Raw genomic sequence first — 25,727 nt, 5'->3', positions numbered from 1 at the left:
CAGCTTTGCTGAGACACGACCATGGCCATTCGCATTTACAAACCGACGACCAACGGCCGACGCAACGCGTCGGTCAACCTGCTCTCGGAAGTCACCAAGAAGACCCCCGAGAAGAGTCTGCTTTCGCCGAAGCCCAAGAAGGGCGGCCGTAACCATCACGGCAAGATCACGACCCAGTGTCGTGGCGGCGGTCACAAGCAGCGTTACCGCCGGATCGACTTCAAGCGCAGCGGCATGGATGGCATTGAGGCGACCGTCATCGGGATCGAGTATGACCCGAACCGCTCGTCGAACATCGCCCTGCTCGAGTATGCGGATGGGGAGAAGCGTTACATTCTGGCTCCGATCGGGCTGAAGGATGGCGACAAGATCATTTCCTCCGAAGAGGGTGTGGAGCCGAAGGTTGGCAACAACATGCCCATCAGCAAGATTCCAACGGGTCTGCTGATCCACAATGTTGAAATTGTCCGGGGCAAGGGTGCTCAGATCTGCCGTTCGGCGGGGTCTTACGCTCGGCTTTCAAACCGTGAGGGGAGTTGGGCGACGCTGGTGCTGCCTTCGGGCGAAGTCCGGCAGGTTCCGGTTGAGGCTCGTGCCACCATCGGCCAGGTCGGCAATACCGACCACAACCGTGTGGTGCTGGGCAAGGCCGGTCGTGCCCGTCACATGGGCAAGCGTCCCAAGACGCGTGGTGTGGCTCGGAACCACCACGATCACCCGATGGGTGGTGGTGACGGCAAGTCGAAGGGCAACCGTCCTCCGGCGTCAAAGACAGGTGTGCTGGCGAAGGGTGGCGGGACCCGTCAGCGTGGCAAGAACTCGAACAAGCGCATTCTTCGCCGCCGGGTGTCGAAGCGTTACGGACAGCTGAAGCTTCGCTGAGAAGCGATAGCGATACGGAGCCTCAACGATGGCACGATCACTGAAAAAAGGTCCTCACGTGGACTTCAAGCTCTACCGGAAGGTCGAGCAGCAGAACCAGATGGGCAAGCACGAGCCGATCAAGACCTGGGCGCGTGCCTGCACGATCGTTCCCGAGTTTGTGGGCCACACCTTCCAGGTGCACAACGGCAAGGTCTTCAACAGCGTCTTCGTGACCGAGGACATGGTCGGGCACAAGCTCGGCGAGTTCAGCCCGACCCGGACGTTCCGGGCACACGTGGCGGGCACCAAGGCGCAGCGCGCTGCGGGTCGTGTGTAATCCAGGAAACGAGCAAGGCAAGCAAGGCGAAGACAGATGCCCTACACGAACGTACATCGCGGTGCTCGGATCAGCCCCAAGAAGGCGAAGCTGGTCACTGATCTGATCAAGGGTCGCCCGGTCGACGAGGCCCTGACCATTCTTTCCATGTCGCCTAAGCGGGGTTCGGTGATGGTCAAGTCGGCCCTGAACGCGGCGATTGCGAATGCCGATGCGGCCGAGGCTGATACCCGCCGCTTGTTTGTCAAGGTGGCCAAGGTGGATGGTGGTCCGACGATCAAGCGGTTCCGACCGAAGGACCGTGGCCGGGCTCACCCGATCATGAAGCGTACGAGCCACATCACCGTGACTGTTGACGAGAAGGCCGAAGCCTAAGGAGCGCCCGCCGAAGCAGGGCAGCATGACTATGGGACAGAAAGTTCATCCATTTGGGTTTCGTGTCGGGATCACCGAGCCTCACCGCAGCCGCTGGTACGCCCCTAAGGCGTTGTATGGCGAGTTGCTGGTCGAGGATCAGAAGATCCGTCAGTTCTGCGACAAAGCCCTGAACCAGACCCCGCCTTTTGCGGCGGTCAGCGACATTCACATCGAGCGCACCCGTGAAGAGCTGAAGATCGTCATTAAGACGGCTCGGCCGGGTCTGGTCATCGGCCCGAAGGGCAGCGAGATCGAGCGTCTCACCGGCGAGCTTCAGGCTCTGACCGGACGTAATGTTTCGATCAACTGCATCGAGGTCAACAACCCGGACAAGGACGCTCAACTGGTTTCGCTGAGCATCGCCGAGCAGCTGGCCAAGCGTGCCGGCTTCCGTCGTCTGATCAAGATGAAGGGTGAGGCGGCGATCGCGGCGGGTGCCAAGGGCGTGAAGATCAAGCTCGGCGGTCGCCTGGGTGGCCACGAGATGAGCCGGACCGAAGAGATCCGGTTGGGAGCGATCCCGCTGTCGACGCTGCAGTCGAACATCGACTACGGCTTTGCCGAGAGCCGGACGACGTACGGCATTCTTGGCGTCAAGGTGTGGATCTACAACGGACAGTACAGCGAAGTGTCGGAAGACCAGATCGAGTCGAAGGCGGCCGGGGCTCGTCCTCGTGCCCGAGGCCGGCACTAAGCCAGAACAGGAATTAGGGACACGCTATGCCCTTGATGCCCAAAAGAGTGAAGTTTCGCAAGCAGCAGCGCGGCAAGCTGCGTGGCAATGCCTCCCGTGGCAACCACGTGGCCTTCGGCGACTACGGCCTGCAGGTGACCGAAGGCGGCTGGCTGACGGCCCGGCAGATCGAGGCCGGCCGCATCGCGGCTCGTCAGTACGTGAGCCGTGAAGGCAAGCTGTTCGTGCGGGTCTTCCCGGACAAGCCGATCAGCAAGAAGCCTCTGGAAACACGAATGGGTAAGGGCAAGGCCGAGCCCGAGTATTGGGCGGCCTGCGTGAAGCCTGGCACGATCCTCTACGAGATCACCGGTGTGCCCAAGGACCTGGCCCGCTCGGCGTTTACCCGCGTGGCCCACAAGATGCCGTTCCGCTGCCGCTTTGTGGAGCGCCGCCCCTCGGTCTGATGATCGGGTTGAAGCAGAAAGAATGACCATGAAAGCCAGCGATATCCGCGAATTGAGCAACGAGGAGATCACCCACGAGGTGAAGCGTCTGCGGCGTGAGCTGTTTACGCTCCGCACCCAGGCGGTGACCGAGAAGCTCGAAAATCCCCGTAGGTTTGGTGTGATCCGTAAGGACATCGCCAGGCTTTTGACCGAACAGACAGCACGCCAGCAACAGGCCGCCTCGGCCACTGAAGCGTAAGGATGGTTGCCTTGACCACCGCCAGTAAAACAACCAAACGTGAGTTGACCGGCACCAAGATCGGTGTCGTGACCAGCGATAAGCGGGACAAGACGCGCACCGTGGAGGTGGACTTTCAGTTCCGCCATCCGAAGTACGGCAAGTACATCCACCGTCAGCTGCGTTTCCACATCCACGATGAGGAGAACGCCTCGAAGACGGGTGACCGCGTGGAGATTGCGCCGTGTCGTCCTTACAGCAAGACCAAGAGCTGGCGTTTGCTGCGAATTCTGGAATCGGCACCGGACGCCGAGTAAGCAAGACTTTTTTGAAAGCGAGCCCGCGTGGGCTCGGGAGTACTGATCATGATCCAGGCCGAATCACGCGTCGACGTGGCGGACAACACCGGAGCGAAGATCGCTTATGTGATCCGAGTGCTCGGCGGCTCGACGGCCCGGGGTCGTAAGACCCTGAAGACGGCTTCGCTTGGCGACAAGGTAGTCTGCTCGGTGAAGAAGAGCCTTCCCGGCAGCGACATGAAGGACGGCACGATTGTGCGTGGCGTCGTTGTCCGCACCAACTATCCGGTTCGCAGGAGCGACGGCAGTTACATCCGCTTCGACAAGAACGCGATCGTGCTGATCGACGAGAAGGGTGAGCCGAGGGGCACGCGTATTTTCGGTGCCGTTGCTCGTGAGCTCCGTGAGAAGCAGTACATGAAGATCGTCTCCCTCGCCTCCGAGGTTGTCTGAGACGTTTGAGTTAACAACCCGCCAGCGTCGTAAGCGTGGCGGCTGACAGTAAGTAAGGAACCATCCATGGCCAGGCACATCCGCTCAGGAGACATGGTGATCGTGACGGCAGGCGACAGCGCCTGGATCCGCAACCGCGACGCCAGCGGGCGCGTGGTGAGCAAGACCCGTGATCTTCGCCCGAAGAAGGTTCTGCGGGTGATTCCCGACGCCGACCAGGTGGTGGTTGAGGGCGTGAATGTGCGGAAGAAGCACCTGCGTCCGACGCAGGCCAACCCGCGTGGCGGGGTGGTGTCGAAAGAGATGCCGATCCACATCTCGAATGTCTCGCCGGTGGCGGATGGTAAGCCGACCCGCGTGCGTTTTGAGACGAAGGATGACGGCAGCAAGATCCGAGTGGCGGCCCGGACGGGCGAGCAGCTCGGCCCCGAATTGCGAAAGGCCCGGTCCTAACAGGACCCAGGGATAAGGACGATCGCGATGGCGAAGAACAAAGACAAGCAGGCTGCCGACCCCTCGGTGATGAAGGCATCGGCTCCCGAAGGCATGACGCCCCGGCTCAAGGAGCGTTACGCCAAGGAGATCGCGGCGAAGACCCGCGAGCAGTTTGCGATCAAGAACGTGATGGCGACCCCGAAGCTGCAGAAGATCGTGCTCAACGTCGGTCTGGGTAAGCAGCTCGAAGGCACCAAGATCAACGCGAAGGCCAAGGATCAGGTGATCTCTGACCTGACGGTGATTTCCGGTCAGAAGCCGGTCATGCGTAAGGCGAAGAAGTCGGTTTCGAACTTCAAGCTGCGTGCCGGTTACGAGGTGGGAGCGATGGTCACGATGCGTGGCGACCGGATGTGGGAGTTTCTCGACCGTCTGGTGACGCTGGCCATTCCCCGGATCAAGGACTTCCGTGGTTTGAGCCCCAAGAGCTTTGATGGACGTGGGAATTACTCCTTCGGCATCAACGAGCAGGGCATCTTCCCCGAGGTGGACATGACCAGTGCCCAATTCACGCATGGGATGCACATCACGCTGGTGTTTGAGCAGAGCGACGACGAGAAATCCAAGTTCCTGATGGAGCAGATGGGCTGGCCGTTCAAGAAGCCAGCCAAGGACTAAGCAGAGCAGGTAGAGCAAACGATTCCCGGCAGAGTGCCGGGTGGAAGGCAGCAGGCATGGCGTCGAAATCGACGATCGAGCGAAACAAGAAGGTGGCGGCTTTGGTCGCCAAGTATGCCGAGCGGCGTAAGCAGCTCAAGGCCGAGGGTGACTACGCCACCCTCCAGACCCTTCCTCGCGCTTCGAGTGCAACACGTCACCGCAACCTCTGTGCCCTGACGGGCCGCAGTCGCGCGGTGTATCGCAAGTTCCGCATCTCCCGCATCAAGCTCCGCGAGTTGGCGCTTGAGGGGAAGATTCCCGGCATGCGTAAGGCTTCCTGGTAAACGAACGAACCAACGGGCCGACCGGATTGCATCGGTTTGGAGCCCTGGAGAACGACGATGGCCTTGAGCGACCCGATCGCTGACATGTTGACCCGAGTGCGTAACGCGACCCGCGCGCGTCACACCAAGGTGGATTGCCGCAACAGCAACGTCTGTCGTGGCATTGCCCGTGTGCTTCGTGATGAGGGTTACATCACTGGTTTTGATGTGATCGAGGATGGCCGTCAAGGCATCCTTCGCATCGAGCTGAAGTATGGCGACCGCGGCGAGCAGCTGATCCAACTGCTCAAGCGTGAGAGCAAGCCCGGCTGCCGTGTGTACCGCAAGGTTGATGATCTTCCCCGCCCGCTGGCCGGTCTGGGCATCGCGATCCTGACCACGCCGAAGGGTGTGCTGTCGGATCGTGAGGCGAGAACCGAGAACGTTGGCGGCGAGTTGCTTTGTACGGTTGAGTAAATGACGACACCCCGGCGACGCCGGGCTGTTTGGAGAGACGACGATGTCACGCATTGGAAAGAAGCCGGTCGCCATCGAAGGCGGAGCCAAGGTCTCGGTAAACGGCCGCGAGGTCGTGGTGGAGTCCAGCGGCAAGCGTCTTGCCTTCACGCATCGCCCCGAGGTGTCGGTGCGGGTTGACGAAGAAAACAAGCAGGTCGTCGTCGAGCGTGAGAACGACAGCCGGACGGCCAAGTCGATGCACGGTCTGACCCGTGCCCTGATCGCCAACATGATCGAGGGTGTGACCAAGGGCTTCAGCAAGCAGCTTGAGATCGTCGGTGTGGGTTGGAACGCGCAGGTGCAGGGCCGCCAGGTCAATCTGAAGCTGGGTTATGCGGATACCCGGGTCGTCAAGATTCCCGATGGCGTCGAAGTGGCCGTCGATGGGCAGAAGATCAAGGTCAGCGGCCCGGACAAGATGCTGGTGGGGCAGACCGCTGCGGCGATCCGCGACCACCGCAAGCCCGAGCCTTACAACGGCAAGGGCGTTCGGTACAGCGACGAGCACGTGATCCGCAAGGCCGGCAAGGCGTTCGGTAACTAAGACAGCTTTTGACCATGCCGGTGACGGCAGGAGCATGAACGATGAACTCGCGACAGATCAAGATCAAGCGGCAGCGGCAGGCACGGCGAAAGGCTGGCATCCGCAAGCGTGTCCAAGGCACGGCGGAGTTTCCGCGGTTGAGTGTGTTTCGCAGCAGCAAGCACATCTACGCCCAGCTCATCGACGACATGGCCGGCAAGACGCTGGCGGCGGCCAGTACGGTGGCTCAGCGATCGGAGAATGGCGGGAACACCGCCGCGGCTCAGGCCGTCGGCAAAGAGATTGCAGACAAGGCGAAAGCGGCCGGCGTGGCCGCGGTCCAGTTTGACCGCAACGGCTTTCGTTACCATGGCAGGGTGAAAGCTCTGGCCGACAGTGCTCGCGAGGCGGGCCTGAAGTTCTAAACCTTCACAGTCAAGCGCCTCGGCGCGGCAGGGAATGATCAGCGATGGCTGAAGTGATCGAACAAGCAGGACAGACGCTCGAGTCGACGACCGTCGGCATCTTCCGAACCGCTACGGTGGTGAAGGGCGGGCGTCGCTTTAGCTTTGCCGCCCTGGTGGTGGTGGGCGACCGACGAGGCTCGGTCGGCATCGGCTACGGCAAGGCTCCCGGCGTGCCCGCGGCCATCGAGAAGGCCCAGAAGGATGCCCGCAAGAGTCTCTTCAGCGTGCATCTCAAGGGTGGGACGATCCCGCACCCGGTGACGGGCAAGTTCCTGTCGTCGAAGGTTCGTCTGATCCCGGCCGCACCCGGTACCGGTGTTATTGCCGGTGGCACGGTTCGTGCGGTGCTGGAGATGGCCGGCGTGCAGGACTGCCTGACCAAGAGCTTCGGCTCGACCAACAAGAAGAACCTCAGCAAGGCGGTTGTTGAGGGTCTGCGTGAGCTGCGACTGCGTGATGAGATCGCGGACATGCGCGGGGTGACCATCGAGAAGAGCACCGTCGATGAGATGCTCGAAGCCGGCGAGAAGGCGATGGCCAAGGCCGAAGCCAAGGCTCAGGCGGCAGCTGCGAAGATCGCGGCGACCATGCCGGCGAAGGCTCCCGAGCCGGTCAAGGCTGAGGAGCCTAAAGAAGAGGCCAAGCCGGCTGAAGAGCCCAAGGCCGAAGCGGCTGCTCCCGAAGCCGAGTCTTCAGCCGAAGCTCAGAGCGAGACCCCGACCGAAGAGAAGCCCAAAGACGGCGAGTAAGCAATGCTGGCTGATGGCCAGAGAGACGGATAGACAGCCATGATGATTCACGACATAACTGAGAAAGCCGGTGCCTACCGCAATCGTAAGCGTGTGGGCCGTGGCATCGGCTCTGGCAGCGGCAAGACCTGCGGCCGTGGTCACAACGGCGCTGGCAGCCGGAGCGGGGCTTCGAGTCCTGCGTACCGCGAAGGCGGTCAGATGCCTTTCTTCCGGCGTATGGCCAAGCGTGGCTTCACGAACGCGCCGTTCAAGACGCGTTACACCATCGTGAATCTCAGTGCGATTGAGAAGCGTTTTGAGGATGGCGAGACCGTCACCCCTGAAACCCTCGTCAAGGCCGGCCTGATCCGCAGCACCAAGCTGCCGGTCAAGGTGCTCGGTGATGGCGAGATCACCAAGAAGCTCCAGGTCACCGCTGCGAAGTTCACCGCATCGGCTTCGGAGAAGATCTCGAAGGCCGGGGGATCGGCGACGGTGCAGGAACACCGCAGCCGGGGCAAGGTCAGCGACTCGGTGCCGGAAGTGACCGAGGCCAACGCACAGGACTGAGCCACTCGGAGCCCTGAGGGGCTCGCCGAGGCTTTTTCACCAACCTCGGCCCGCTGATCCGGGTTCGAGTTTCCAGGAAGGTCGTCCAGGAACGGATGCTCCGAACCCTCGCCAACATCTGGAAGATTCCTGAACTCCGCTGGAAGATTGCCTTCACCCTCGGGATGCTCGCAATCTACCGGATCGGCTTCTTCATCCCGCTGCCGGGTGTGAATCAGGAAGCACTCAAGGCCTGGGCCGACAACGCTCAGGGCAACGCTGTTGGCAACCTGATCAGCTTTGTTGGGATCTTTACCGGCGGGGCGCTGGGTCAGTCGACTATCTTTGGTCTCGGGATCATGCCGTACATTTCGGCGGCGATTATTTTTCAGCTGCTGACGGCCAGCGTGGAGTCGTTCAAGGAGCTCCAGAAGCAGGGCGTGACCGGCCGGCAGAAGATCCAGGAATACACCCGTTACGCCGCGGTCTGCCTGTGTCTGATCCAGTCCTTCGCTTGGCTGCGGTTCCTCGAAGGCAGCGGGCTGGTTTACGCCGAGTACTCGGGCACCTTCTTGTTCTGGGCTTGCGGTGTCGTCGGTCTGACTTCGGGGACGATGTTTCTGATGTGGCTTGGCGAGCAGATCGACAAGTACGGCATCGGCAACGGTATTTCGTTGATCATCACGGCGGGCATCATCGCGGGTATCCCGGGTGCGGTCGGTCTGATCGCGAGCAACTTCTCGACGACCGGCGACGGCTACGGGTTCGATACGATCGTCTTCCTGCTCGTCTCGTTCGTCGTCGTGGTGGCCGGGGCGATCGTGATCACGCAGGCTCAGCGGCGGATCCCGGTCCAGCAGGCCAAGCACACCCGCGGCCGGAAGGTCTACGGCGGTCAGCGGAGTTACCTGCCGCTTCGTGTAAATCACGGTGGCGTGATGCCGATCATCTTCGCCAGTTCGCTGATGATCTTCCCGACCATTCTGCTGCCACCGATCGAGAATTATCTCATCCCGGCACAGACGGCGGCAGCCCCCGGGCAGACACTCACTACCTGGCAGACGATCGGCAACGTGATCAACCAGGTCTGGTTCCATCTGTCCAGCGACTTCATCTCGCACACGGGTTACCTCTACACGCTGTCCTTCATCGGGCTGATCTTCTTCTTCGCCTACTTCTGGACGACGGTGCAGTTCCAGCCGAAAGAGATGGCCACGCAGCTGCGTGATGGTGGGAGCTTCATCCCCGGCTTGCGACCCGGGCCCCGGACCGCTGAATACCTCGAGACCGTGATGGAACGGATCACTTATGTCGGTGCCGGTTTCCTCGCGGTGATCGCGGTGATTCCGACGGTGGTTGCGGGTTTGTTTGATATCCCCTTCATCGTGACGCAGTACCTGGGCGGCACCGGGCTGCTGATCGTAGTGAGTGTGATGCTCGACTTCGTCCAGCGCATCGAGGCGACGCTCCTCATGCGTAACTACGAGGGCTTCCTTTCGCAGCCGGGTTCGGGCGGCGGTCCGGGCAGCCGTAAGAGTGGTCCCAGGATCCGCGGGACACGCCATACGGCTCGCTGAGGCGAAGTCATCCAGCAGGTATTGATTGTTCTCGCCGGCAGAGCCTGATTGACCCGGCTAAGGTGTGATGGTTCATGGGCATCAGCCTCAAAACACCCGATCAGATCGAACGCATGCGTGCGGCGGGACGCGTGGTGCGCCGGGTGCTCGATCGCTGTCAGGAGGTCTGCCAGCCTGGCGTCACCACCCAGACGATTGACGATGAAGCCCAGAAGATCATCGACGAGGCCGGTGCCAAGGGGTTGTTCCGGGGTTATCCGGGGCCGACGCCTTTCCCGGCGACGCTTTGCATCAGCGTGAATGAGGAAGTGGTCCACGGCATCGCCGGCGACCGGGTGATCGAAGATGGCGACATCGTCGGCGTTGATTGTGGCGTCAATCTGGACGGCTGGTGCGGGGATTCGGCGACGACGATTCTGGTGGGAAACGTCAAGCCAGAGGTCAAGGCGCTCTGTGAGGCGACCCGGCACGTGCTGCAGATCGCCATCGAGAACATCGGCCCGGGCCAGAGCTGGAGCAAGGTGGCGGGGTTGATGCAGGGCTACGCCGAATCGAAGGGGTACGGCGTGGTTCGGGATTTCGTGGGGCACGGCATCGGCCGGAAGCTCCACGAAGACCCCAAGGTGCCTAATTTTGTCAATAACCAGTTGCTGCGTAACGACTTCAAGCTGGAAGTCGGCATGGTGCTCGCCGTCGAGCCGATGTGCAACCTTGGCGTGGCCGATGTCGCGACCCTGGCCGATGGCTGGACCGTCGTGACCGCTGATCGCAAGCCGGCGGCCCATTACGAGCACACCATCGCGGTGACGGAGCAGGGGGCGGACGTGCTCACGGATGGCCGGTAGGGCGGTTCGACTTGCACGTTATTTTTGCTACAGTATGAGGCTCGACTTCTCTCAGGGGATGTCGACAGCGAGCCGGCGTTCGGCTGCTGGTAACCTGAGTTTTGCTGTTAGGCGGGTTTGTGCCCAAGGAAGAAACTATCCAGCTCGAAGGCGAAGTGCTTGACGCGATGCCCAACGCGATGTTTCGCGTGAAGCTGGAGAATGACCACGAGATCATCGCCCATATCTCCGGAAAAATGCGAAAGTTTTACATTCGTATTCTTCCCGGCGACCGGGTAACCGTTGACATCAGCCCCTACGACCTGACCAAGGGTCGCATCACCTACCGGCACTAATCGCCGGCTACACACGCTCGCAAGGACACTGAGATGAAGGTTCGTTCCAGCATCCGCCGCATCTGTGAAAACTGCAAGATCATCCGGCGCAAAGGCGTCATCCGTGTGATCTGCATCAACCCCAAGCACAAGCAGCGTCAGGGCTAAGCCCGACGATTTCTAGGAGCCCGCGATGCCACGACTGGCCGGCACCGATATCCCTGATAACAAACAGATCCGTATCGCCCTGCGATACATTTACGGCATTGGCCCACACTACGCCGAGCTGATTCTCAAGGAATCTGGCATCGACGGCACTGTCAAGGCCAACACCCTCACCGAGGACCAGTTGGCACAGCTCGCCGGCATCATCGAAAATAGCTACGTCGTCGAGGGTGCCCTGAGGCGACAGGTGGCTCAGAACATCGGCCGCCTCCGTGACATACGCGCTTACCGTGGCGAGCGTCACCGACGCGGCCTGCCGGTTCGCGGTCAGCGGACGCAGACCAACGCCCGTACCCGCAAGGGTCGCAAGCGTACGGTTGCCGGCAAGAAGGGCGTTAAGGGCATGAAGTAAGCCGAACGGCTGCCCTTTCATGGCCGGCTCGCGTGAGTTCGGCCGATTTCCAACACACTCGCGAGTGAGTCGCCCGCCGGTCCCATTCCGGAGAGTGGCGACGCTACCAGCTTCGAGGAACAAGCATGGCCAAGAGCAAGAAGATCCGTCGCAATGTCACCCGTGGCATTGCCCATATCAAGGCAACCTTCAACAACACCCTGGTGACCATCACCGATGTCAACGGCGAGACCCTCTGCTGGGGTTCAGCCGGGACGGTCGGTTTCAAGGGTTCTCGTAAGAGCACGCCTTTCGCTGCAACCCGCGCGGCTGAGGAAGCCGCCGCCACCGCCCGGAAGTTCGGGATGGTTGAGGTGGAAGTCCGTGTTCGTGGGGCAGGTTCCGGCCGTGAGTCGGCCATCACGGCGCTCCAGTCGGGTGGTCTGAAGATCACCGCTGTCGAGGACCACACGGCGGTTCCGCACAACGGCTGTCGCCCCCGCAAGAAGCGTCGCGTCTGATTTTCGACGCCGCTTTTTCGAACTGGAATTGATCATCGGGATCGGGAAAGAAGCGAGATCGACGGGCCCAGCAGCCGCGATCGCAGCGTGAACCCGAAACCCTGCCATACCCTGGTCTGCTGCATGCATGGAGCCTCAGATGCGTATTCGCTGGCGTGGACTCGAACTTCCCCACCGTGTGGTCGCCGACCACGAAGTCAACACCGATCGCTACGGCCGGTTCACCATCGAGCCGTTTGAACGTGGTTTTGGTACGACCCTTGGCAACAGCCTCCGGCGTATCCTGCTTTCGACCCTTGAAGGATCTGCGGTCACCGCGGTCAAGATCAAGGGTGCGCCGCACGAGTTCACCTCGCTTGAGGGTGTCCAGGAAGACGTCACCGACGTCATCCTCAACATCAAGGACATCATTGTTTCTCTCGAAGGCGAAGAATCCCGCGCGATGCGGCTTCAGGCCGAGGGCCCGGGCGAAGTCACTTGCGAACTGATCGAGGCCGACCTGAACGTCACGATCCACAACAAGGATCTGGTTCTCGCGACGCTGACCAAGCAGATCGATTTCGACATGGAGCTGCGGGTCGAGAAGGGTCGTGGTTACGTCCCGGCGAGTGAGCAGTACACCGATGTGGATGAGCAGGAAGTCGGCGTGATCCCCGTGGACGCCGTGTTCTCGCCCGTGACCCGTGTGCGTTACAAGGTCGAAGACACCCGTGTCGGACAGAAGACCAACTACGACAAGCTGACCCTGGAGATCTGGACCAACGGCACGGTCACGCCCGAAATGGCGCTGGTCGAAGCCTCCAAGATCCTGCGTAAGCACCTCAACCCGTTTGTGCAGTACTTCGAGATCGGCGAGTCCGTGGCCAGCGAGTCGGCCGCCGCCGCCGCTCGTATCGACGAGGAGCTTGTCCGCAAGCTGCAGATGCCTGTGACTGAGCTTGACCTTTCTGTCCGCGCCAGCAACTGCCTGGAAGCGGCAAAGGTCGAGACCGTGGTCGAGCTGGTTTCTCAGAACGAGAGCGACCTGCTCAAGGTCCGCAGCTTCGGCCGCACCTCGCTCCGCGAAGTGAAGCGGAAGCTGTCAGATCTGGGCCTCGAACTCGGGATGGATATTCCCAGCGAAGTCCAGCAGCAGGTCGCGGGGATTGTCCCGGCCGCGCAGTGATTGATTGATGAGAGACACCCGTTGACCCGGGTGTCTCTTTTTTTTTCTGAGCCCACGACGCTCAGGGTTCCCCGGCGGGAACCACTTGCCTCGCCAGGTTTGGTGAGAGTGGACTGGCCCAGCGAACGTCTCTCGCAACGGCCACCAGATTAGGAGTTCACCATGAGACACCGCGTCGCAGGCCGCAAACTCGGCCGCAACACACCCCACCGCAAGTCGATGTTCCGAAACATGGCCGTCTCGCTGCTGACCCACGGTCAGATCACGACGACGCTGCCGAAGGCCAAGAGCGTGAAGCCGCTGGTTGAGAAGCTCATCTCTGCGGCCAAGAAGGGCGATCTCGCCTCCCGTCGCCGAGTGATCTCGATGCTCGGTAACGACCGCATCATGGTCCGCTCGGAAGAGGACGAGTCTCTAACCCGCAACAAGTATGGCGAACTGGTCGGCGGCCCGAAGGTCGTCAAGACCCTCTTCGATGAGATCGCTCCCCGCTACGCTGACCGTGACGGCGGCTACACCCGGATCGTTCGTCTGGATCGTCATCGCATTGGCGACGGTACCCAGCTCTGTGTGCTCCAACTCGTGGGTGATGAAGAAGGCCCTCAGGTCTCCGGCAGCTATTCGCGTCGCCGTGACAAGGCCAACAAGCGCATGGAGTTCGCCGCTTCTCTCCGCAAGGGCGGCAAAGCAGACGAGGCGGCTGAAGAGGCCAAGCCGGAAGCGGCCACCGAAGTCGCTGAGGCACCCGCTGAAGAAGCTCCGGCGGCAGAAGCCGAGAAGACCGAAGAAGAGAAGTCCTGATCCGGACGGCTCCGATCAACCCCGCAAAGCTCATCAACCCGGCTCTTGCAGCCGGGTTTTTTCATGGCTGGGTTTCGCGTGTAACGCCGTTGTTGATCGAGGTCTATCTGAGGAGACCCCGTGAGCCAAGCCAGCAACACCTTCGGTCCCCAGCAGGTTTTTCAGCTCTTTCAGCAGGCTTTCTATCAGGAGGCGCAGCTCAAGGCCGTGGGGGAAGCACTCCGCAAGGGGTTGCCCGCCAATCAGGAAATCCTCATCGCAGCGAATCCCAAAACAGGCTCGACGCTGCTGTTTAATGCCATCGCTAGGATTCTTGACCGCCCGCAGACGCAGGTCGTCTACAGCTTCGATAACCCCGAACAAGACCTCTACCTCCCGCAACTGGCTAGGGACTGTCTCTTGCGCACTGGGGTCGCCAAACTCCATGTCTGCGCAACGCCTGCCAACCTTGCCCTGCTGCGGGCCTTCCACATCACGCCCGTGGTACAGACACGAAACCTGTTTGATGTGATCGTGAGTGCTCGTGATCACATCGTCAAAGACCTGTCGGACCGCCCGGACAAATCGGGCCTGGCTGAAGGTATTCGAGCCCTCAGCCCCGAAGCTCAGATCGATGCGGTGATCGACCTGCATCTGGCCTGGTATCTGCGTTTCTATGCGAGTTGGCGGGAGGCAGAACGGAGCGGTGAGGTGGCCATCCACTGGCTCGATTACGCGGACCTGACAGCGGACCCGGGCAAAGCTCTGCGGGAAACACTCGATTTTCTAGGCGTTTCGTATGACCCTGAGAAAGTGATACGGGTGTTGGCCGAACTTCAGCCGGGAGATACGCGCTTCAATGTCGGCCGTACCGGGAGAGGCCAAGCGTTGCTGACCATGGAACAGAGAAGCCGTGTCCAGCGAGCTGCCTCGTACTACCGAGGCGTTGATTTCTCTCCCGTTGGTCTTGGTTAGTTTTTAGAGGCACGAGATGTGTCGTCGCTCGCATCGTTTTTTCGGGGCGTGCGCCTGCCAGTTGCCTGCTGCCCGTACAATCGTTGAAGAGGTAAGCCATGGCCGAGACCCCACACCAGCCGGATGCCAGCCGTTCATCGGTCGATGAACTCGAAGCGGTCGATCCAACTATCCAGCTTGCCCGGCTGGTGGAGACTGGGGACGTCGAGGACCTTCAGCGGTTCGTCTACGACCAGCCGGTTGGAGAGATGGCGCGTGCCCTGTCTCGTTTGGATGAAGAGGACCGCTCAAAGCTGATCAACCTCGTGCCTGCGGAGTGCGGGGCTTATCTCGTCGAGGAACTTAACGCGGGACAGGCTTCAGAGTTGCTCCTAGCCGTGTCGCCAGCCAGGGCTGCGGAGATCGTCGAGCCCCTGCCGTCCGATGCTCAGGCCGACCTGATTGGCGAACTCGATGACGAGGATGCTGAAGCCATCCTGGCGAAGCTCGATCCGGAGGAGGCCTCCGAGGTCAGACGCCTTACCAGTTATGACCCGGAAACCGCTGGCGGGCTGATGGCCACCGAGTACCTGGCCTTCTTCCAGAACATGTCGGTCAGCGAGGTGGTCGACGACCTGCGTACCAATGCCGCGCGCTATCAGGAGTACGACGTCCAGTACGTCTACATCATTGGTAAGACCGGCGAGCTCAAGGGTGTGGTTCGTCTGCGAGACCTCGTGCTGACGCCGGGTGATGTCAAGATCGAACAGATCATGATCCAGACCCCGGTGTTCGTTCAGGATGACGCCGACCTGCCATCGCTGGAGCAGTTCTTCGACGCACAGTATTACCAGGCCGCGCCGGTCATCGATGCAGAAGGGCGGTTGGTGGGTGTTGTTCGCCGAGCCGCCGTCGAGGAAGCCATCGGCGAAGCTTCCAGCCAGGCACTGCTGCGTTTCGGCGGCATCATCGCCGGCGAAGAGTCGAGGTCGATGCCGACCTGGTCACGCGCTCTGCGCAGACTGGCTTTTCTGGCACCGAACATCGTCCTCAACCTGATCGCGGCGAGTGTGGTGGCCTTCTATGAACCGACCATCGCCAAAGTCACCGCCCTGGCGATCTTCCTGCCTATCCTGTCCGACATGTCGGGCTGCTCCGGCAATCAGGCGGTGGCGGTCTCGATGCGCGAGTTGGCGCTCGGCCTGGTCAAACCGAGCGAGGTCTTCCGCACCCTCTGGAAGGAGGTGACGGTCGGTGCGATCAACGGCATCCTGCTAGGTACGCTGCTCGGTACGATCGCTTACGTGATGCGCGGTGATCAATTTGTGTGGATCGGTATCGTCGTAGGTGCCGCACTGGCCACCAACAGCGTGATCGCCGTGGCGATTGGCGGGACCGTGCCACTGATCCTCAAGAGTCTCGGCATCGATCCCGCGATGGCTTCGGGCCCGATCCTGACAACCGTCACCGACCTCTGCGGGTTCTTCTTCGCACTGTTCCTCGCGACACAGTTCCTGTCGTAGGCATGACAGATCTCTCCCGGTTACATGACTCATTCTCTAAGGCGCTGTAAAAAAGAAACTTAGGAATGACCCCTACGGGATTCGAACCCGTGTCGCCAGGATGAAAACCTGGTGTCCTAGGCCAACTAGACGAAGGGGCCGCCTTGCGGAGGTGGGAGTTTAGCGTCAGTAGGCGTGGCGGCCAAGCTGGCCCGTCCATTTTCTGGGCCTTAAGGCTGTCTTGATCATTAGTCGCCGTGCGACTGTCAGATAGCCGTCACAACCCCTACCACCGCTATAGGTCCCGCCGTCGGCCGCCTACTGATCGAGGTTAACTCAAAGCAGTCGAAGCACCGCTGGATCTCACCGATGATCATGGTGTGCATGAGCCATATCTTCTGGCACTGTCTGACTGGACACTCCTCGGCCCGGCCGCTGTGGTTGGCGGTCTGTTGATTGGTCTGAGCCTCGCCCTTGGCGTGAAGCGTTGGCTGGCTCATAAGCACCCCGACCGGGATAACGAACAAACCGATCTTCTGATCGAAGCGACCCGTGCGGCCAGCATTGGCAGCTGGTCATGGATGATCGAGAAAGACCTCATGCACTGGGACGCAGCCTGTTGTGAGCAGCTGGGCGTTCACCCGGACCTGGCTTACACGCGGGCTGACTTCCTTGCCTGTATCCATGCCAGCGACCGGCAGCGTGTGGCAGAGGCCCTTGAGGCTTCCGTCGATCACGGGCATCCGATCGACCTGGTTTACAGGGTGGACCTTGCCGATGGGCGCAAACGCTATCTCTCCTGCCAGGCCAGACTCGAACAAGACAGCCGAGGCAACCCTCGTCGACTGCTGGGTGTGGTCTCCGACGTCTCCGCCAAGCATCAGGCCGAACTGAACCTGCGTGAAAGCCAGAAGCTACTCGATCAGGTGGGCAAACTAGCCCGCATCGGCGGCTGGCGGCTCGAACTGAATCCGATCAAGCCCGTCTGGTCGCCCATTGTCCGGGAGATCCACGACGTCCCCGATGATTACGTGCCCGATCTCAGGACAGCCATCGATTTCTACGCACCGGAAGCTCGACCCGTGATCGAACGCTGTGTTGACCGTGCTATCAGGCTCGGCGAGGGCTTTGATGTTGAGCTGCGCATGATGACAGGCAAAGGCGAGTCGATCTGGGTACGGTCCATCGGGATGCCTCAGATGGTCGATGGTGTCTGCGATCATGTGATCGGCGTGTTTCAGGACATCACCCAGCAGGTCCTTCATCGGCAGGAACTCGCTAAAGCCCGCGACCAGGCGCAGTTTGCGAGCCGGAGCAAGAGCCAGTTCCTGGCCAATATGAGCCATGAGATCCGGACGCCGATGACGGCCATCCTCGGCTACGCAGACCTGCTGGATAAACCGTCTAGCGAAGGTACCCAACTCCGTGAGCAAGCCGTGGCCACCATCCGCAAGCATGGTGAGCACCTGATGACGCTCATCGATGACATCCTCGATCTTTCACGCGTGGAAGCCAAGAAGCTCCGACTGGAAACCCAGGACGTGCACCTGCCCAAGCTTCTCTACGAAGCCACCCAGATGATGGCCATCCAGGCCGAAGCCAAAGGCCTGGAACTCCATGTCGATCTCAGCGAGCGCGTGCCCCATCGAATCCACACCGATCCGACCAGGCTCAAGCAGGTGCTGGTGAATCTGCTTGGCAACGCCATCAAGTTTACGGAGCGTGGCAGCATCCTCTTGCGGGTCGATAAGGATGATGCCACCGTCAAGCAGCCGGAGCAGCTAGTCCTCCAGATCACCGACCAGGGCATCGGGATGACCGATGATGAGCAGGCTCGCGTCTTCGATGCGTTCACGCAGGTCGACTTCTCCAGCTCACGAAGAGCCGCAGGAACGGGGCTTGGACTCACCATCTGCAGAGAGTTTGTCACTCTTCTTGGAGGTGTCATCGAAGTGGATTCGGAACCCGGCAGAGGCAGCCGCTTCACGGTCAGACTACCGATCCATCCGCTCCAGACACAGGATCCACCTGTTGCCGGCACCTGCTCAGCGGCCGGGCCCAACGCCAGACAAACCCTGTCCGGTACCCGGGTGCTTCTGGCCGAAGACTGCCTGGACAATCAGAGGCTGCTGCAGCACCATCTTGAAAACGCAGGGATGAAGGTCGAGGTCGCCAATGATGGCGGCCAGGCGCTCAGAGCTTTCGAAGGCTCCAATCACTCTCCCTTCGATCTGATCCTTCTGGACATGCAGATGCCGGGTGTCGATGGCTACGAGGTCGCTGAAAGGCTTCGAGGCGACGGCTTTCGTTTGCCCATCGTTGCTCTGACGGCCCACGCGATGTCTGATGACCGGGATAAATGTCTGCAAGCCGGCTGCACGGCGTACGCCACCAAACCCATCACACGCGACGAGTTACTGGCTATCTGTAGCGAGGTGCTCGCCGAAGCCTCGAAGCAACGAGCTGCTTAATTCCCGCTGGACTTTTCTGGTTGCACCCATGTTTTCAGTCCAGCATGGCCTGGACATCGACAGGCCGACCCGTCTCACAGCTTTCGATGGCCGCGCAGACCATGGCCAGCGACTGAATGTTGTCGCTGGCTACCGACTGGGGCACAACAGCCTCTCGGATGTATCGGATCATCTCCCGCAAGGCGGCCTGCTGCCCTCGGACTTCTGGCTGCGCCGCACGGATATCGATGGCCGTGGGTTCCGGGGTGAATCCGTCGCCATCACTGCGGTAGCCCTTGGCACGCTCGTCGCCTGCGTACTCGATCGAGCCCTCGCTGCCCTGCAGCCGCCAATCGCCATCCCAGGACGTATGCCGTCCGCGTGCGCTCCAGCACCCGCTGTAGACAAAGGTCACGCCGCCTGCCATCTGGAACAAAGCGTGAGCCGCTACGCCATCCGCTGCCCAGGAACCCCTCGGGTTGTCATCGAGCGCGTACACCGTAAGAGCATCAGCCCCGCTCATCTTCCGTGCCAGATCGAAGTGATGGATCGCCATATCACCAAGCAGCACATGTGGCATGGTTGTTCGGAAACCATCGAAGTACCCGCGAAGGTAGAAATCGCAACGCAATGAACTCAGGGTCCCAATCTTCCCTGATGCTACGCCCTCAGACGCATCGAGCACCCCCGCGTTCCAGCGACGCGACTGACTCACCATCAGCATCAAGCCGGTTTCATCCGCGACCCGCACCATCTCCTTGGCGCTATCCAGTCGATCGGACATCGGTTTCTCACCAATCACGTGCCTCCCGGCGCGCAGGGCGCTGACGGTCACATCCCGATGAGCTCCGGGAACTGTCAGGTCCACCACGAAGTCGGAGCCGATGTCAGCCAGTGCCCGCTCCTGGCTATCGAACGCCTTGGCACCAGCCAGCGCGTAGTGGTCGATCGCTCGCTCAGCGAGTGAAAGATCGAGATCCACCACCGAGACCACCCGCACGCCTTCCGCGATCAGGGCCGGAAACCAGGCTTTGGTGATGTTGCCCGCTCCAACAACAGTGGCTCGTAGAGGCTCTGGCATTGCTGGCTCCTCGATCATTCTGGCTCATCCTACGCTCAGGGATGGCGATTTCCCGAGTGTCAGCGATCGCTCTGGTACCCTGTGTCGATGGCCCGTAAGACGAAAGCCAAGGTTGAACTCGATGCCGGGAAGCGCGTGGTGGTCCTCCATGGCAAGGAACGACTCGTCCAGCAGCTACGCCTTCGCGAGCTGACCAGAGCCATCGAAGCAGAGCATGGCGAAACCGATCCCATCGTCCTCGACGGCCGCACCGCCGCCCTGGCTGACGTCTTCGACGAACTCCGGACCTTTGGGCTGATGCAGTCGCACAAGCTGGTCGTCGTTGAGGAAGCGGAGGCCTTTGTCAAAGAGCACCGCTCCGCCCTCGAACGCTACGCAGAAAGCCCCTCCGAGCACGCAACGCTGGTGCTCCGTTCGCCGGTCTGGCGCAAGGGCAAGCTCGACAAACGCATCGAGCAGATCGGTGCGATCGTGGCCTGCGAACCGCCGAGCCCCCGCGAAGCTGCTGCCTGGCTGACCCGCCGAGCCAAGGCCGAACACGGTGCTGAACTGCGCCCCGAGGCCGCCAGCATGCTGGTCGAGCGACTGGGCACCGATCTGGCTCGTCTCGATCAGGAAGTTGGCAAGCTCACGGCGATGGTCGAAAACGATCGCATCACCACCGACGACGTCCTGCGCGTGGTCGGGAAATCCAGTGACGAGCAGGCCTGGATCGCTCAGGACGCCGCCCTCGCCACGCTCTCCAGCCGGCGGGCCAGCCACGCCCTGGAGGCCACGGCAGAGCTGATCGACCTGGCCGGTCAGCCCGAAGTGCTCGTGACCTATTTCGTGGCCGATGGCGTCCGCAAGCTCTCGCTGGCGCAGCGGTACGCCGCAAGGCGTGTGGGGGCCGGCGAAATCGCCAAACGCCTCAAGCTCTGGGGGCCCAAGCAGCGCGTTTTTCTAGATATCGCCACCAGACTCGACCCCGAGGCCACGGCCAGACTGTTCGACCTGGCGGTCGAGTCGGATGCCCGCTCGAAACGCGGGTTCGGCACGGCCAGGTGCAATCTCGAAACCCTTTGCATTCGCTTAGCCGATGTTCCACGGTAAGGCAGGACGCCCTGACGGATCGTGAGTCACCTCAACACGATGCAAGGAGGCATCATGAGAGGACCCCAAACCTCGAAACTGGCCCTGTGCGGGCTGATGATGCTGTTTCTGGCGACCCTGACAGGCTGTCAGGCGCAGCAGCCAACGGCGCGGGACCGGGTCATCCCATCCGACGAAGAGATCGCGCGCCAAAACGAGGCGCTGCAGATGATCCAGCGGCAGCAGGCCTCCCTCCAGCAGCCGGCCGAACCAGACTGGTCCCCGCCGCCACCGGCCGTGAGATGGATCGACCACAAGGCCCTTGGCGGCTCAGCTCCCGAGCAGGCAGCCGATCAGACACAAACCAGTTCACGGCCGCCAGTTCTGGCACCCGCCGAGCGTCCCCTCGCAGACAGCCGTATCCAGCCCGCAGAATCCGCCAGCACCCTCCGCACCCAGCGGCCCATTCCCAACGTCATGCTCGACGCCGTTCGCGATTCCGGCTGGCTCCTGACCGATCCCACCGTTGATCCCGAGCTCTCGATGAGCCTGCTCAGTCGCCAGCAAAGAGAGCAAATCTCCAGACTCAGGCGACTCCTGCTCGCAGCTGAGCGCCAGGCCGCCGAGGAGCACATGCTCGATCTCAACCAGCTCGCCTACGACCTGCGTGGCATCGACGAAGGCCCAGTGAGCATCCAGAAAATCGAGCTCTGCACCTCGGTTTCGGGCTATGGCGTCTACGACACCCTCGACTCCCGCCGGCTCCTCGCTGGACGTGAGCATCCGATGATCGTCTACCTCGAACTAGAAGGCTTCCAGACCGAGATCAGCGACGGCTGGCACCATACCCGCATCACCCAGGAAGTCCGGCTGTACGAACGCCGTGACGGCCTGATGGTCTGGCGCCAGGAGCCGGTCGAGGTGGTTGATCGCTCGAAGAACCGCCGACGCGATTTCTTCATGGTCCAGCTGATCCGGCTGCCATCTAACCTGGGTGTCGGCGAATACCGGCTCAAGGCCCGGGTCAAGGACAACATCGGACAGACCATCTCCGAGGACATGATCGATCTCACCGTCGTCGCCGACCGCTCGCTGGTCGACGGTGAAGAGCGCTCAACCGAACGATCCACGTCGTCACGGACCAGCCTCGCCCGCTAGCCCATCCATCGCCCGTTGCACGGCACCGGCTTGTCCCTAGGATGAGCAGATGCACGGCGTGGCCAACGACTCACAGACCGTCTCAGCGTGGCACAGGCCCCATCTACTGGGTCTGAGAGGCCTGCAGGCGGACGAAATCCGAACGCTGCTCAGCACCGCTCACGGTTTCGGAGAGGTCTCTCGTCGCAGCGTCTGGAAACGCCCCGACCTCAACGGCTGCGTCGTCGCCAACCTCTTTTTCGAAGACTCCACCCGCACGCGAGCCAGCTTCAGCCTCGCGGCCAGCAGGCTGTCGGCCGATGTCCTCGATTTTTCCGCCAAGGGCTCCAGCCTCTCCAAAGGCGAGACCCTCATCGACACGGCACGAAACATCGAGGCCATGGGTGTCGATGTGATCGTCTGCCGACACCCACGCAGCGGGGCCGCCGCCAAAGTCGCCGAGTCCGTCCGCTGTGCCGTGATCAACGCCGGGGATGGCCGCCACGAACACCCGACCCAGGGCCTGCTCGATGCCTTCACCATCGCATCCCGCCTAAACCGGCTGACAGACCTCGATTTCACGGGTCTCACCGTCGCGATCGTCGGCGATATCACCCACAGCCGCGTCGCGAGGTCAAACCTGCATCTGCTCCGCACCCTCGGCGCCCGCGTGGTGCTGGTCGGTCCCCCGACCCTGGTACCTACCGGCCTGGCCGCTGACAGCGTCGAGATCGCCCACAACCTCGACGAGGTGCTGCCGCATGTCGACGCCGTCAACATGCTTCGGGTCCAGTTCGAGCGCATCACGGGCCCTGCGTTCCCTTCGCGTCGGGAATACCACGCGCTCTACGGCCTGACCGCCGAGCGATTGTCCAGAGCCAAACCATCCCTGCTGGTGCTCCACCCGGGCCCGATCAACCGCGGCCTCGAAATCGATGCCGAGGTCGCCGATGGCATCCAGTCGGCCATTCTTGAACAGGTCACCCACGGGCTGGCGGTCCGGATGGCCTGTCTCCTCCACGTCTGTCAAGCCTCCGGAGTCGTTGCCGCATGAGTTCGCCGTCCTCACCCGGTCAGATCGTCATCATCTCCGGCCCCAGCGGCGTTGGGAAAACCACCATCGCACACGAGATGGAGAAACGGCTGAAGGGCGTCTTCAGTGTCTCCATGACCACACGTGAGCAGACCGTTAAAGATGGCCGCGACTACCGCTTCGTGACCCACGAGCAGTTCCAGAAAGAACTGGAACAGGGCAATTTCCTTGAGTGGGCCGAAGTCTTCGGCCAGTGCTACGGCACCCCACAGGGCCCTGTCGATCAGGCGGTTGAAGAAGGCAAAACCATTTTTCTCGAAATCGATGTCCAGGGAGCTATCCAGGTCAAGACCAAACGCCCCGAGGCCCTGGCCATCTTCATCCTCCCGCCCGATGAACCCACGCTGCTCAAACGCCTGCGCGAACGCAAACGCGAGAGCGAAGAGAAGATCCAGAAGCGCTTCGCCGAAGCGACTCGTGAAATCGGCGAGGCCCACGCCTGCGGGGTCTACGACCACTTTGTGACCAACGACGACCTCGCCGCCGCCATGGATCGTGCCGAACAGATCATTCGCGATCGCAAGGGCTGACTCGCTCCCGCACCGGCCTGCGGCCAGCCGTCCTGCTATTCTGGCACCATGCGAGCAGCGGTTTTCCTAGCACGCGACGGCGCCTTGCTCGCCGAAAACAACACCGATGCCATCTCTGCGCCCGTACTCGCCAAGGGCTCTGCCTCCGCGGTCGCCTCGATCTGCGGACTCGGCTACCGCGTGGTGATGCTCGCCCCGCAGACAGGCGACGATGGCCGCCGGGATGCCGAAATCGGCCGACTCATCGAAGAAGCCAGCAACGGCGCGAGGATCGATCAGGTCTGCCGCTACAACACGCTGACACCGACCGGCCGCAAGAAGAAAGCCCGACTGGCCGAGTCCGTCAGCCTCGCGCTCGAACAGATCGCCAGCGACCTCAATATCGACATCCCCCGAAGCTGGCTCATAGGCGTCAACGAGGACCAGATCGAAGCAGGCACCCTGCAGGGCCTGCGCACCATCCTCCTCGACCCCCACGCAGAAGGCATCGTCCCGCCAGCCAGCGAAGGCGGGATCGCACCCGCTTACCTCTCCGGCAACCTCGTCGAAGCCGTCCGCATCGTCGCCCAGCAGCGTAAGCCCGAGGTCCAGGAAGAGATCCACAAGGCCGAACTGGGTGGACGCCGCTGGGACACCGCCGCCGTCGCACGCATCCAACGTGCTCGTGAGGAACCACTGGCACCCAAGGACCTCGCCGCCGCTTCCGCGCAGGCAGTCAGCAACACCCCTGCGACCTCACCCGAGGTGCCTGCCCCCACGACAGCGGCGATCCCGGAAAGCACACCTGCGCCGCAGCCACCACAAATCTCCAAACCGCCGAAGCCAGCCGCGACGCCCGAGCCAAAACCGGTAGCTGCGAAAGCGAGAAACGCCGAGAACTCGCGGTCCAGCGTCGATAGCCCACATACCTCAGAAGCCCGCCTCCTGAAGCAGATCCTCAGCGAGATCCGTAGCCACCGTCCGGTCAGCACGGGAATCGCGCCGCTGCACATGCTCGCCATGATCCTCCAACTCATCGCCGCCATCTGCCTCATCGGCGGCCTCTGGATGGCCGCCAGCGACACCGACCTGCTGCTCCGCTGGGCCTTTGGCGGGATCATGGTCCAACTCGCTGCCATCACCGCCTTGCTGCTCCACGAGCGATCCGCGTGAAGCCCACAACGCCCCCTCGCAAACGCCTGCTTGTCGATTTCCCCACCTGGCTGGGAGATGGCGTCATGGCCACGGCTCTCATCCCCGACCTACGAAGAGCCTTTCCCAGGAGCAACTGGGAGATCACCGCTTCCGTCCCCCGGCCGCTACGACCGCTCTTCTGCCCGCTCGACGGCATCGATCGCTGGCTCGGACGCCCCACCACCCCCGGCCTCGCAGGCATCCGTGCTCAAGCCCGTCTCTACCGCCTCGGCCGCTTCGACACCGTCATCCTGTTGCCCAACAGCTTCCGCAGCGCCGCGGCAGCTCGACTCGCCTGCATCCCCAAGCGCATCGGCTACGCCCGCGACGGCCGTGGCTGGCTGCTCAACCGACGTGTTAAGCCCAGAAAGAACAAGGCTGGCGGCTGGCTGCCCGAGCCCGCCGTCGACTATTACCTCCGCCTCGTCCGCGAAACACAGCAACTACCCGATCACCCCATCCCGCCCATGCGGCTCAAGATCACGCCCCAGCAGCACCGCGAAACCGCTGAACGACTTGCCGAACTCGGTATCAACGCGGGCCAGCAACTCATCCTGCTCAATCCCGGCGCCAGCAAACCCGCCAAACGCTGGCCAGCCGAGCGCTACGCCCGTCTCGCCAACCGACTCGCTTCATCCACCGGCTCCGTGATCGCCGTGACCGGATCCCCCGCCGAGAAGCCGATCCTCAGCGAAGTCGTCGCCAAAGCCCGCACCCATGTCGTCAACCTCGCCGAAGCCGGCTGGCCGATCCGCCTGCTCAAAGCCGTCATAGCTCGAGCCAGCCTGCTGGTGACCAACGACACCGGCCCCCGGCACGTCGCCGCCGCCGTGATAACACCGGTTGTCACGCTCTTCGGGCCGACCGGGCCCGAATGGACCCTCATCCCCTTCAAACACGATCACCACGTGATCGCACCCGATCGCATCCAGACCGCGATCGAGCCTTACCCAACCTTCACGTCCGGCACCATGGAAGCGATCACCGTCGAGCAGGTCGCTGAAACAGCGCTCCGCGTCTTCAAGTCCGCAGGTATCTGAA

Annotated in this window: 32 protein-coding genes, 1 tRNA gene and 2 pseudogenes; 33 read left to right on the top strand and 2 right to left on the bottom strand. The window is 61.8% G+C overall.

From position 1 onward, the window contains the following. The first annotated feature begins 21 nt into the window (after window positions 1-21). The 26 genes and pseudogenes from rplB to mgtE all read left to right on the top strand — a co-directional run bounded on the left by rplB (window position 22) and on the right by mgtE (window position 16,172). Window positions 22-882 carry a 50S ribosomal protein L2 gene (gene rplB, locus ACQZAB_RS01010; protein WP_428386319.1) on the top strand — a complete coding sequence of 287 codons (861 nt, stop codon included), beginning with the start codon at window positions 22-24 and terminating at the stop codon, window positions 880-882. A 28-nt stretch (window positions 883-910) separates the two neighbouring features. Next, a complete protein-coding gene (gene rpsS / locus ACQZAB_RS01005) occupies window positions 911-1,201 on the top strand; it encodes a 30S ribosomal protein S19 (RefSeq protein ID WP_428386318.1) in 291 nt (96 codons plus the stop codon). 36 nt (window positions 1,202-1,237) lie between these two features. After that, window positions 1,238-1,576, top strand: coding sequence for a 50S ribosomal protein L22 (gene rplV / locus ACQZAB_RS01000; RefSeq protein ID WP_428386317.1), 339 nt, complete (start codon window positions 1,238-1,240; stop codon window positions 1,574-1,576). A gap of 25 nt (window positions 1,577-1,601) precedes the next feature. Then, window positions 1,602-2,312 carry a 30S ribosomal protein S3 gene (gene rpsC / locus ACQZAB_RS00995; protein ID WP_428386316.1) on the top strand — a complete coding sequence of 237 codons (711 nt, stop codon included), beginning with the start codon at window positions 1,602-1,604 and terminating at the stop codon, window positions 2,310-2,312. A 26-nt stretch (window positions 2,313-2,338) separates the two neighbouring features. Next, the gene (rplP, locus tag ACQZAB_RS00990; protein ID WP_428386315.1) at window positions 2,339-2,758 is read left to right on the top strand and encodes a 50S ribosomal protein L16; all 420 of its coding nucleotides are present in this window, start codon (window positions 2,339-2,341) and stop codon (window positions 2,756-2,758) included. A gap of 28 nt (window positions 2,759-2,786) precedes the next feature. After that, entirely contained in the window at window positions 2,787-2,999 is a 213-nt protein-coding gene (gene rpmC / locus ACQZAB_RS00985) for a 50S ribosomal protein L29 (RefSeq protein ID WP_428386314.1), read from the top strand. An 11-nt stretch (window positions 3,000-3,010) separates the two neighbouring features. Further along, on the top strand, window positions 3,011-3,295 hold the full coding sequence (rpsQ, locus tag ACQZAB_RS00980) for a 30S ribosomal protein S17 (protein WP_428386313.1): 285 nt from the start codon (window positions 3,011-3,013) through the stop codon (window positions 3,293-3,295). A gap of 48 nt (window positions 3,296-3,343) precedes the next feature. Continuing rightward, the gene (rplN, locus tag ACQZAB_RS00975; protein ID WP_428386312.1) at window positions 3,344-3,730 is read left to right on the top strand and encodes a 50S ribosomal protein L14; all 387 of its coding nucleotides are present in this window, start codon (window positions 3,344-3,346) and stop codon (window positions 3,728-3,730) included. Window positions 3,731-3,796: 66 nt separating this feature from the next. After that, window positions 3,797-4,183 (top strand): 50S ribosomal protein L24, encoded by a 387-nt coding sequence (rplX, locus tag ACQZAB_RS00970; RefSeq protein ID WP_428386311.1) that lies wholly within the window; start codon window positions 3,797-3,799, stop codon window positions 4,181-4,183. 69 nt (window positions 4,184-4,252) lie between these two features. Further along, window positions 4,253-4,843 (top strand): 50S ribosomal protein L5, encoded by a 591-nt coding sequence (rplE, locus tag ACQZAB_RS00965; protein WP_428390119.1) that lies wholly within the window; start codon window positions 4,253-4,255, stop codon window positions 4,841-4,843. A 56-nt stretch (window positions 4,844-4,899) separates the two neighbouring features. Further along, the gene (gene rpsN / locus ACQZAB_RS00960; RefSeq protein ID WP_428386310.1) at window positions 4,900-5,169 is read left to right on the top strand and encodes a 30S ribosomal protein S14; all 270 of its coding nucleotides are present in this window, start codon (window positions 4,900-4,902) and stop codon (window positions 5,167-5,169) included. Between the two features lie 57 nt (window positions 5,170-5,226). Further along, window positions 5,227-5,625: a 30S ribosomal protein S8 gene (gene rpsH, locus ACQZAB_RS00955; protein ID WP_428386309.1), complete on the top strand. Its 399-nt coding sequence runs from the start codon at window positions 5,227-5,229 to the stop codon at window positions 5,623-5,625. Window positions 5,626-5,668: 43 nt separating this feature from the next. After that, on the top strand, window positions 5,669-6,211 hold the full coding sequence (rplF, locus tag ACQZAB_RS00950; protein ID WP_428386308.1) for a 50S ribosomal protein L6: 543 nt from the start codon (window positions 5,669-5,671) through the stop codon (window positions 6,209-6,211). Window positions 6,212-6,252: 41 nt separating this feature from the next. Next, window positions 6,253-6,615 (top strand): 50S ribosomal protein L18, encoded by a 363-nt coding sequence (gene rplR / locus ACQZAB_RS00945; RefSeq protein WP_428386307.1) that lies wholly within the window; start codon window positions 6,253-6,255, stop codon window positions 6,613-6,615. A 44-nt stretch (window positions 6,616-6,659) separates the two neighbouring features. Next, a pseudogene (rpsE, locus tag ACQZAB_RS00940) lies at window positions 6,660-7,151 on the top strand (30S ribosomal protein S5); the annotation flags it as partial. 294 nt (window positions 7,152-7,445) lie between these two features. Further along, window positions 7,446-7,886, top strand: a pseudogene (gene rplO, locus ACQZAB_RS00935) (50S ribosomal protein L15); the annotation flags it as partial. A gap of 167 nt (window positions 7,887-8,053) precedes the next feature. Then, complete coding sequence (gene secY / locus ACQZAB_RS00930; RefSeq protein WP_428386306.1) at window positions 8,054-9,514, top strand: preprotein translocase subunit SecY; 1,461 nt, start codon at window positions 8,054-8,056, stop codon at window positions 9,512-9,514. A gap of 74 nt (window positions 9,515-9,588) precedes the next feature. Then, a complete protein-coding gene (map, locus tag ACQZAB_RS00925; protein WP_428386305.1) occupies window positions 9,589-10,359 on the top strand; it encodes a type I methionyl aminopeptidase in 771 nt (256 codons plus the stop codon). Between the two features lie 119 nt (window positions 10,360-10,478). Next, complete coding sequence (gene infA, locus ACQZAB_RS00920) at window positions 10,479-10,694, top strand: translation initiation factor IF-1 (RefSeq protein ID WP_428386304.1); 216 nt, start codon at window positions 10,479-10,481, stop codon at window positions 10,692-10,694. Window positions 10,695-10,727: 33 nt separating this feature from the next. After that, a complete protein-coding gene (gene rpmJ / locus ACQZAB_RS00915; protein ID WP_428386303.1) occupies window positions 10,728-10,841 on the top strand; it encodes a 50S ribosomal protein L36 in 114 nt (37 codons plus the stop codon). Window positions 10,842-10,866: 25 nt separating this feature from the next. Continuing rightward, window positions 10,867-11,250, top strand: coding sequence for a 30S ribosomal protein S13 (rpsM, locus tag ACQZAB_RS00910; protein ID WP_428386302.1), 384 nt, complete (start codon window positions 10,867-10,869; stop codon window positions 11,248-11,250). Between the two features lie 125 nt (window positions 11,251-11,375). After that, entirely contained in the window at window positions 11,376-11,750 is a 375-nt protein-coding gene (rpsK, locus tag ACQZAB_RS00905) for a 30S ribosomal protein S11 (protein WP_428386301.1), read from the top strand. 139 nt (window positions 11,751-11,889) lie between these two features. Beyond that, window positions 11,890-12,915, top strand: coding sequence for a DNA-directed RNA polymerase subunit alpha (locus tag ACQZAB_RS00900; protein WP_428390118.1), 1,026 nt, complete (start codon window positions 11,890-11,892; stop codon window positions 12,913-12,915). 162 nt (window positions 12,916-13,077) lie between these two features. Then, entirely contained in the window at window positions 13,078-13,716 is a 639-nt protein-coding gene (gene rplQ / locus ACQZAB_RS00895) for a 50S ribosomal protein L17 (RefSeq protein WP_428386300.1), read from the top strand. A gap of 120 nt (window positions 13,717-13,836) precedes the next feature. Beyond that, complete coding sequence (locus ACQZAB_RS00890) at window positions 13,837-14,670, top strand: sulfotransferase domain-containing protein (protein ID WP_428386299.1); 834 nt, start codon at window positions 13,837-13,839, stop codon at window positions 14,668-14,670. Between the two features lie 98 nt (window positions 14,671-14,768). Continuing rightward, entirely contained in the window at window positions 14,769-16,172 is a 1,404-nt protein-coding gene (mgtE, locus tag ACQZAB_RS00885) for a magnesium transporter (protein ID WP_428386298.1), read from the top strand. Window positions 16,173-16,238: 66 nt separating this feature from the next. Here the strand turns inward: mgtE and ACQZAB_RS00880 are convergent. After that, window positions 16,239-16,312, bottom strand: a tRNA-Glu gene (locus ACQZAB_RS00880). A gap of 219 nt (window positions 16,313-16,531) precedes the next feature. Between ACQZAB_RS00880 and ACQZAB_RS00875 the strand changes: the two genes are divergently transcribed. After that, window positions 16,532-18,622: an ATP-binding protein gene (locus ACQZAB_RS00875; protein WP_428386297.1), complete on the top strand. Its 2,091-nt coding sequence runs from the start codon at window positions 16,532-16,534 to the stop codon at window positions 18,620-18,622. Window positions 18,623-18,656: 34 nt separating this feature from the next. Here the strand turns inward: ACQZAB_RS00875 and ACQZAB_RS00870 are convergent, their stop codons facing one another. Beyond that, complete coding sequence (locus ACQZAB_RS00870) at window positions 18,657-19,682, bottom strand: Gfo/Idh/MocA family protein (protein WP_428386296.1); 1,026 nt, start codon at window positions 19,680-19,682, stop codon at window positions 18,657-18,659. Between the two features lie 87 nt (window positions 19,683-19,769). Here ACQZAB_RS00870 and holA point away from each other — a divergent pair, with 87 nt between their 5' ends. Genes holA through waaF form a run of 6 tightly spaced genes read left to right on the top strand, consistent with a single transcriptional unit; the run spans window position 19,770 to window position 25,726 of the window. Beyond that, window positions 19,770-20,774 carry a DNA polymerase III subunit delta gene (holA, locus tag ACQZAB_RS00865; protein WP_428386295.1) on the top strand — a complete coding sequence of 335 codons (1,005 nt, stop codon included), beginning with the start codon at window positions 19,770-19,772 and terminating at the stop codon, window positions 20,772-20,774. Between the two features lie 54 nt (window positions 20,775-20,828). After that, on the top strand, window positions 20,829-21,911 hold the full coding sequence (locus ACQZAB_RS00860; RefSeq protein ID WP_428386294.1) for a hypothetical protein: 1,083 nt from the start codon (window positions 20,829-20,831) through the stop codon (window positions 21,909-21,911). Between the two features lie 49 nt (window positions 21,912-21,960). After that, window positions 21,961-22,944: an aspartate carbamoyltransferase catalytic subunit gene (locus ACQZAB_RS00855; RefSeq protein ID WP_428386293.1), complete on the top strand. Its 984-nt coding sequence runs from the start codon at window positions 21,961-21,963 to the stop codon at window positions 22,942-22,944. Further along, on the top strand, window positions 22,941-23,513 hold the full coding sequence (gmk, locus tag ACQZAB_RS00850; RefSeq protein WP_428386292.1) for a guanylate kinase: 573 nt from the start codon (window positions 22,941-22,943) through the stop codon (window positions 23,511-23,513). Before ACQZAB_RS00855 ends, gmk begins: the two co-directional genes overlap by 4 nt. Before the next feature lie 48 nt (window positions 23,514-23,561). Beyond that, a complete protein-coding gene (locus tag ACQZAB_RS00845; protein WP_428386291.1) occupies window positions 23,562-24,665 on the top strand; it encodes a hypothetical protein in 1,104 nt (367 codons plus the stop codon). Beyond that, window positions 24,662-25,726, top strand: coding sequence for a lipopolysaccharide heptosyltransferase II (waaF, locus tag ACQZAB_RS00840; protein WP_428386290.1), 1,065 nt, complete (start codon window positions 24,662-24,664; stop codon window positions 25,724-25,726). The genes ACQZAB_RS00845 and waaF overlap by 4 nt, the downstream gene beginning before the upstream one ends. Window position 25,727: the final 1 nt, after the last annotated feature.

The organism is Mucisphaera sp. (assembly GCF_965279675.1).
Lineage (GTDB): Bacteria > Planctomycetota > Phycisphaerae > Phycisphaerales > Phycisphaeraceae > Mucisphaera.
This window is presented reverse-complemented; position numbering and strand designations above follow the sequence as displayed.

What these genes read in the sequence shown, in the direction of transcription:
- rplB (WP_428386319.1), top strand. Translation starts at nt 22, where the DNA reads ATGGCCATTCGCATTTACAAACCGACGACCAACGGCCGACGCAACGCG.
- rpsS (WP_428386318.1), top strand. Translation starts at nt 911, where the DNA reads ATGGCACGATCACTGAAAAAAGGTCCTCACGTGGACTTCAAGCTCTAC.
- rplV (WP_428386317.1), top strand. Translation starts at nt 1,238, where the DNA reads ATGCCCTACACGAACGTACATCGCGGTGCTCGGATCAGCCCCAAGAAG.
- rpsC (WP_428386316.1), top strand. Translation starts at nt 1,602, where the DNA reads ATGACTATGGGACAGAAAGTTCATCCATTTGGGTTTCGTGTCGGGATC.
- rplP (WP_428386315.1), top strand. Translation starts at nt 2,339, where the DNA reads ATGCCCTTGATGCCCAAAAGAGTGAAGTTTCGCAAGCAGCAGCGCGGC.
- rpmC (WP_428386314.1), top strand. Translation starts at nt 2,787, where the DNA reads ATGAAAGCCAGCGATATCCGCGAATTGAGCAACGAGGAGATCACCCAC.
- rplN (WP_428386312.1), top strand. Translation starts at nt 3,344, where the DNA reads ATGATCCAGGCCGAATCACGCGTCGACGTGGCGGACAACACCGGAGCG.
- rplX (WP_428386311.1), top strand. Translation starts at nt 3,797, where the DNA reads ATGGCCAGGCACATCCGCTCAGGAGACATGGTGATCGTGACGGCAGGC.
- rplE (WP_428390119.1), top strand. Translation starts at nt 4,253, where the DNA reads ATGAAGGCATCGGCTCCCGAAGGCATGACGCCCCGGCTCAAGGAGCGT.
- rpsN (WP_428386310.1), top strand. Translation starts at nt 4,900, where the DNA reads ATGGCGTCGAAATCGACGATCGAGCGAAACAAGAAGGTGGCGGCTTTG.
- rpsH (WP_428386309.1), top strand. Translation starts at nt 5,227, where the DNA reads ATGGCCTTGAGCGACCCGATCGCTGACATGTTGACCCGAGTGCGTAAC.
- rplF (WP_428386308.1), top strand. Translation starts at nt 5,669, where the DNA reads ATGTCACGCATTGGAAAGAAGCCGGTCGCCATCGAAGGCGGAGCCAAG.
- rplR (WP_428386307.1), top strand. Translation starts at nt 6,253, where the DNA reads ATGAACTCGCGACAGATCAAGATCAAGCGGCAGCGGCAGGCACGGCGA.
- secY (WP_428386306.1), top strand. Translation starts at nt 8,054, where the DNA reads ATGCTCCGAACCCTCGCCAACATCTGGAAGATTCCTGAACTCCGCTGG.
- map (WP_428386305.1), top strand. Translation starts at nt 9,589, where the DNA reads ATGGGCATCAGCCTCAAAACACCCGATCAGATCGAACGCATGCGTGCG.
- rpmJ (WP_428386303.1), top strand. Translation starts at nt 10,728, where the DNA reads ATGAAGGTTCGTTCCAGCATCCGCCGCATCTGTGAAAACTGCAAGATC.
- rpsM (WP_428386302.1), top strand. Translation starts at nt 10,867, where the DNA reads ATGCCACGACTGGCCGGCACCGATATCCCTGATAACAAACAGATCCGT.
- rpsK (WP_428386301.1), top strand. Translation starts at nt 11,376, where the DNA reads ATGGCCAAGAGCAAGAAGATCCGTCGCAATGTCACCCGTGGCATTGCC.
- ACQZAB_RS00900 (WP_428390118.1), top strand. Translation starts at nt 11,890, where the DNA reads ATGCGTATTCGCTGGCGTGGACTCGAACTTCCCCACCGTGTGGTCGCC.
- rplQ (WP_428386300.1), top strand. Translation starts at nt 13,078, where the DNA reads ATGAGACACCGCGTCGCAGGCCGCAAACTCGGCCGCAACACACCCCAC.
- mgtE (WP_428386298.1), top strand. Translation starts at nt 14,769, where the DNA reads ATGGCCGAGACCCCACACCAGCCGGATGCCAGCCGTTCATCGGTCGAT.
- ACQZAB_RS00870 (WP_428386296.1), bottom strand. Translation starts at nt 19,682, where the DNA reads ATGCCAGAGCCTCTACGAGCCACTGTTGTTGGAGCGGGCAACATCACC.
- holA (WP_428386295.1), top strand. Translation starts at nt 19,770, where the DNA reads ATGGCCCGTAAGACGAAAGCCAAGGTTGAACTCGATGCCGGGAAGCGC.
- ACQZAB_RS00860 (WP_428386294.1), top strand. Translation starts at nt 20,829, where the DNA reads ATGAGAGGACCCCAAACCTCGAAACTGGCCCTGTGCGGGCTGATGATG.
- ACQZAB_RS00855 (WP_428386293.1), top strand. Translation starts at nt 21,961, where the DNA reads ATGCACGGCGTGGCCAACGACTCACAGACCGTCTCAGCGTGGCACAGG.
- gmk (WP_428386292.1), top strand. Translation starts at nt 22,941, where the DNA reads ATGAGTTCGCCGTCCTCACCCGGTCAGATCGTCATCATCTCCGGCCCC.
- ACQZAB_RS00845 (WP_428386291.1), top strand. Translation starts at nt 23,562, where the DNA reads ATGCGAGCAGCGGTTTTCCTAGCACGCGACGGCGCCTTGCTCGCCGAA.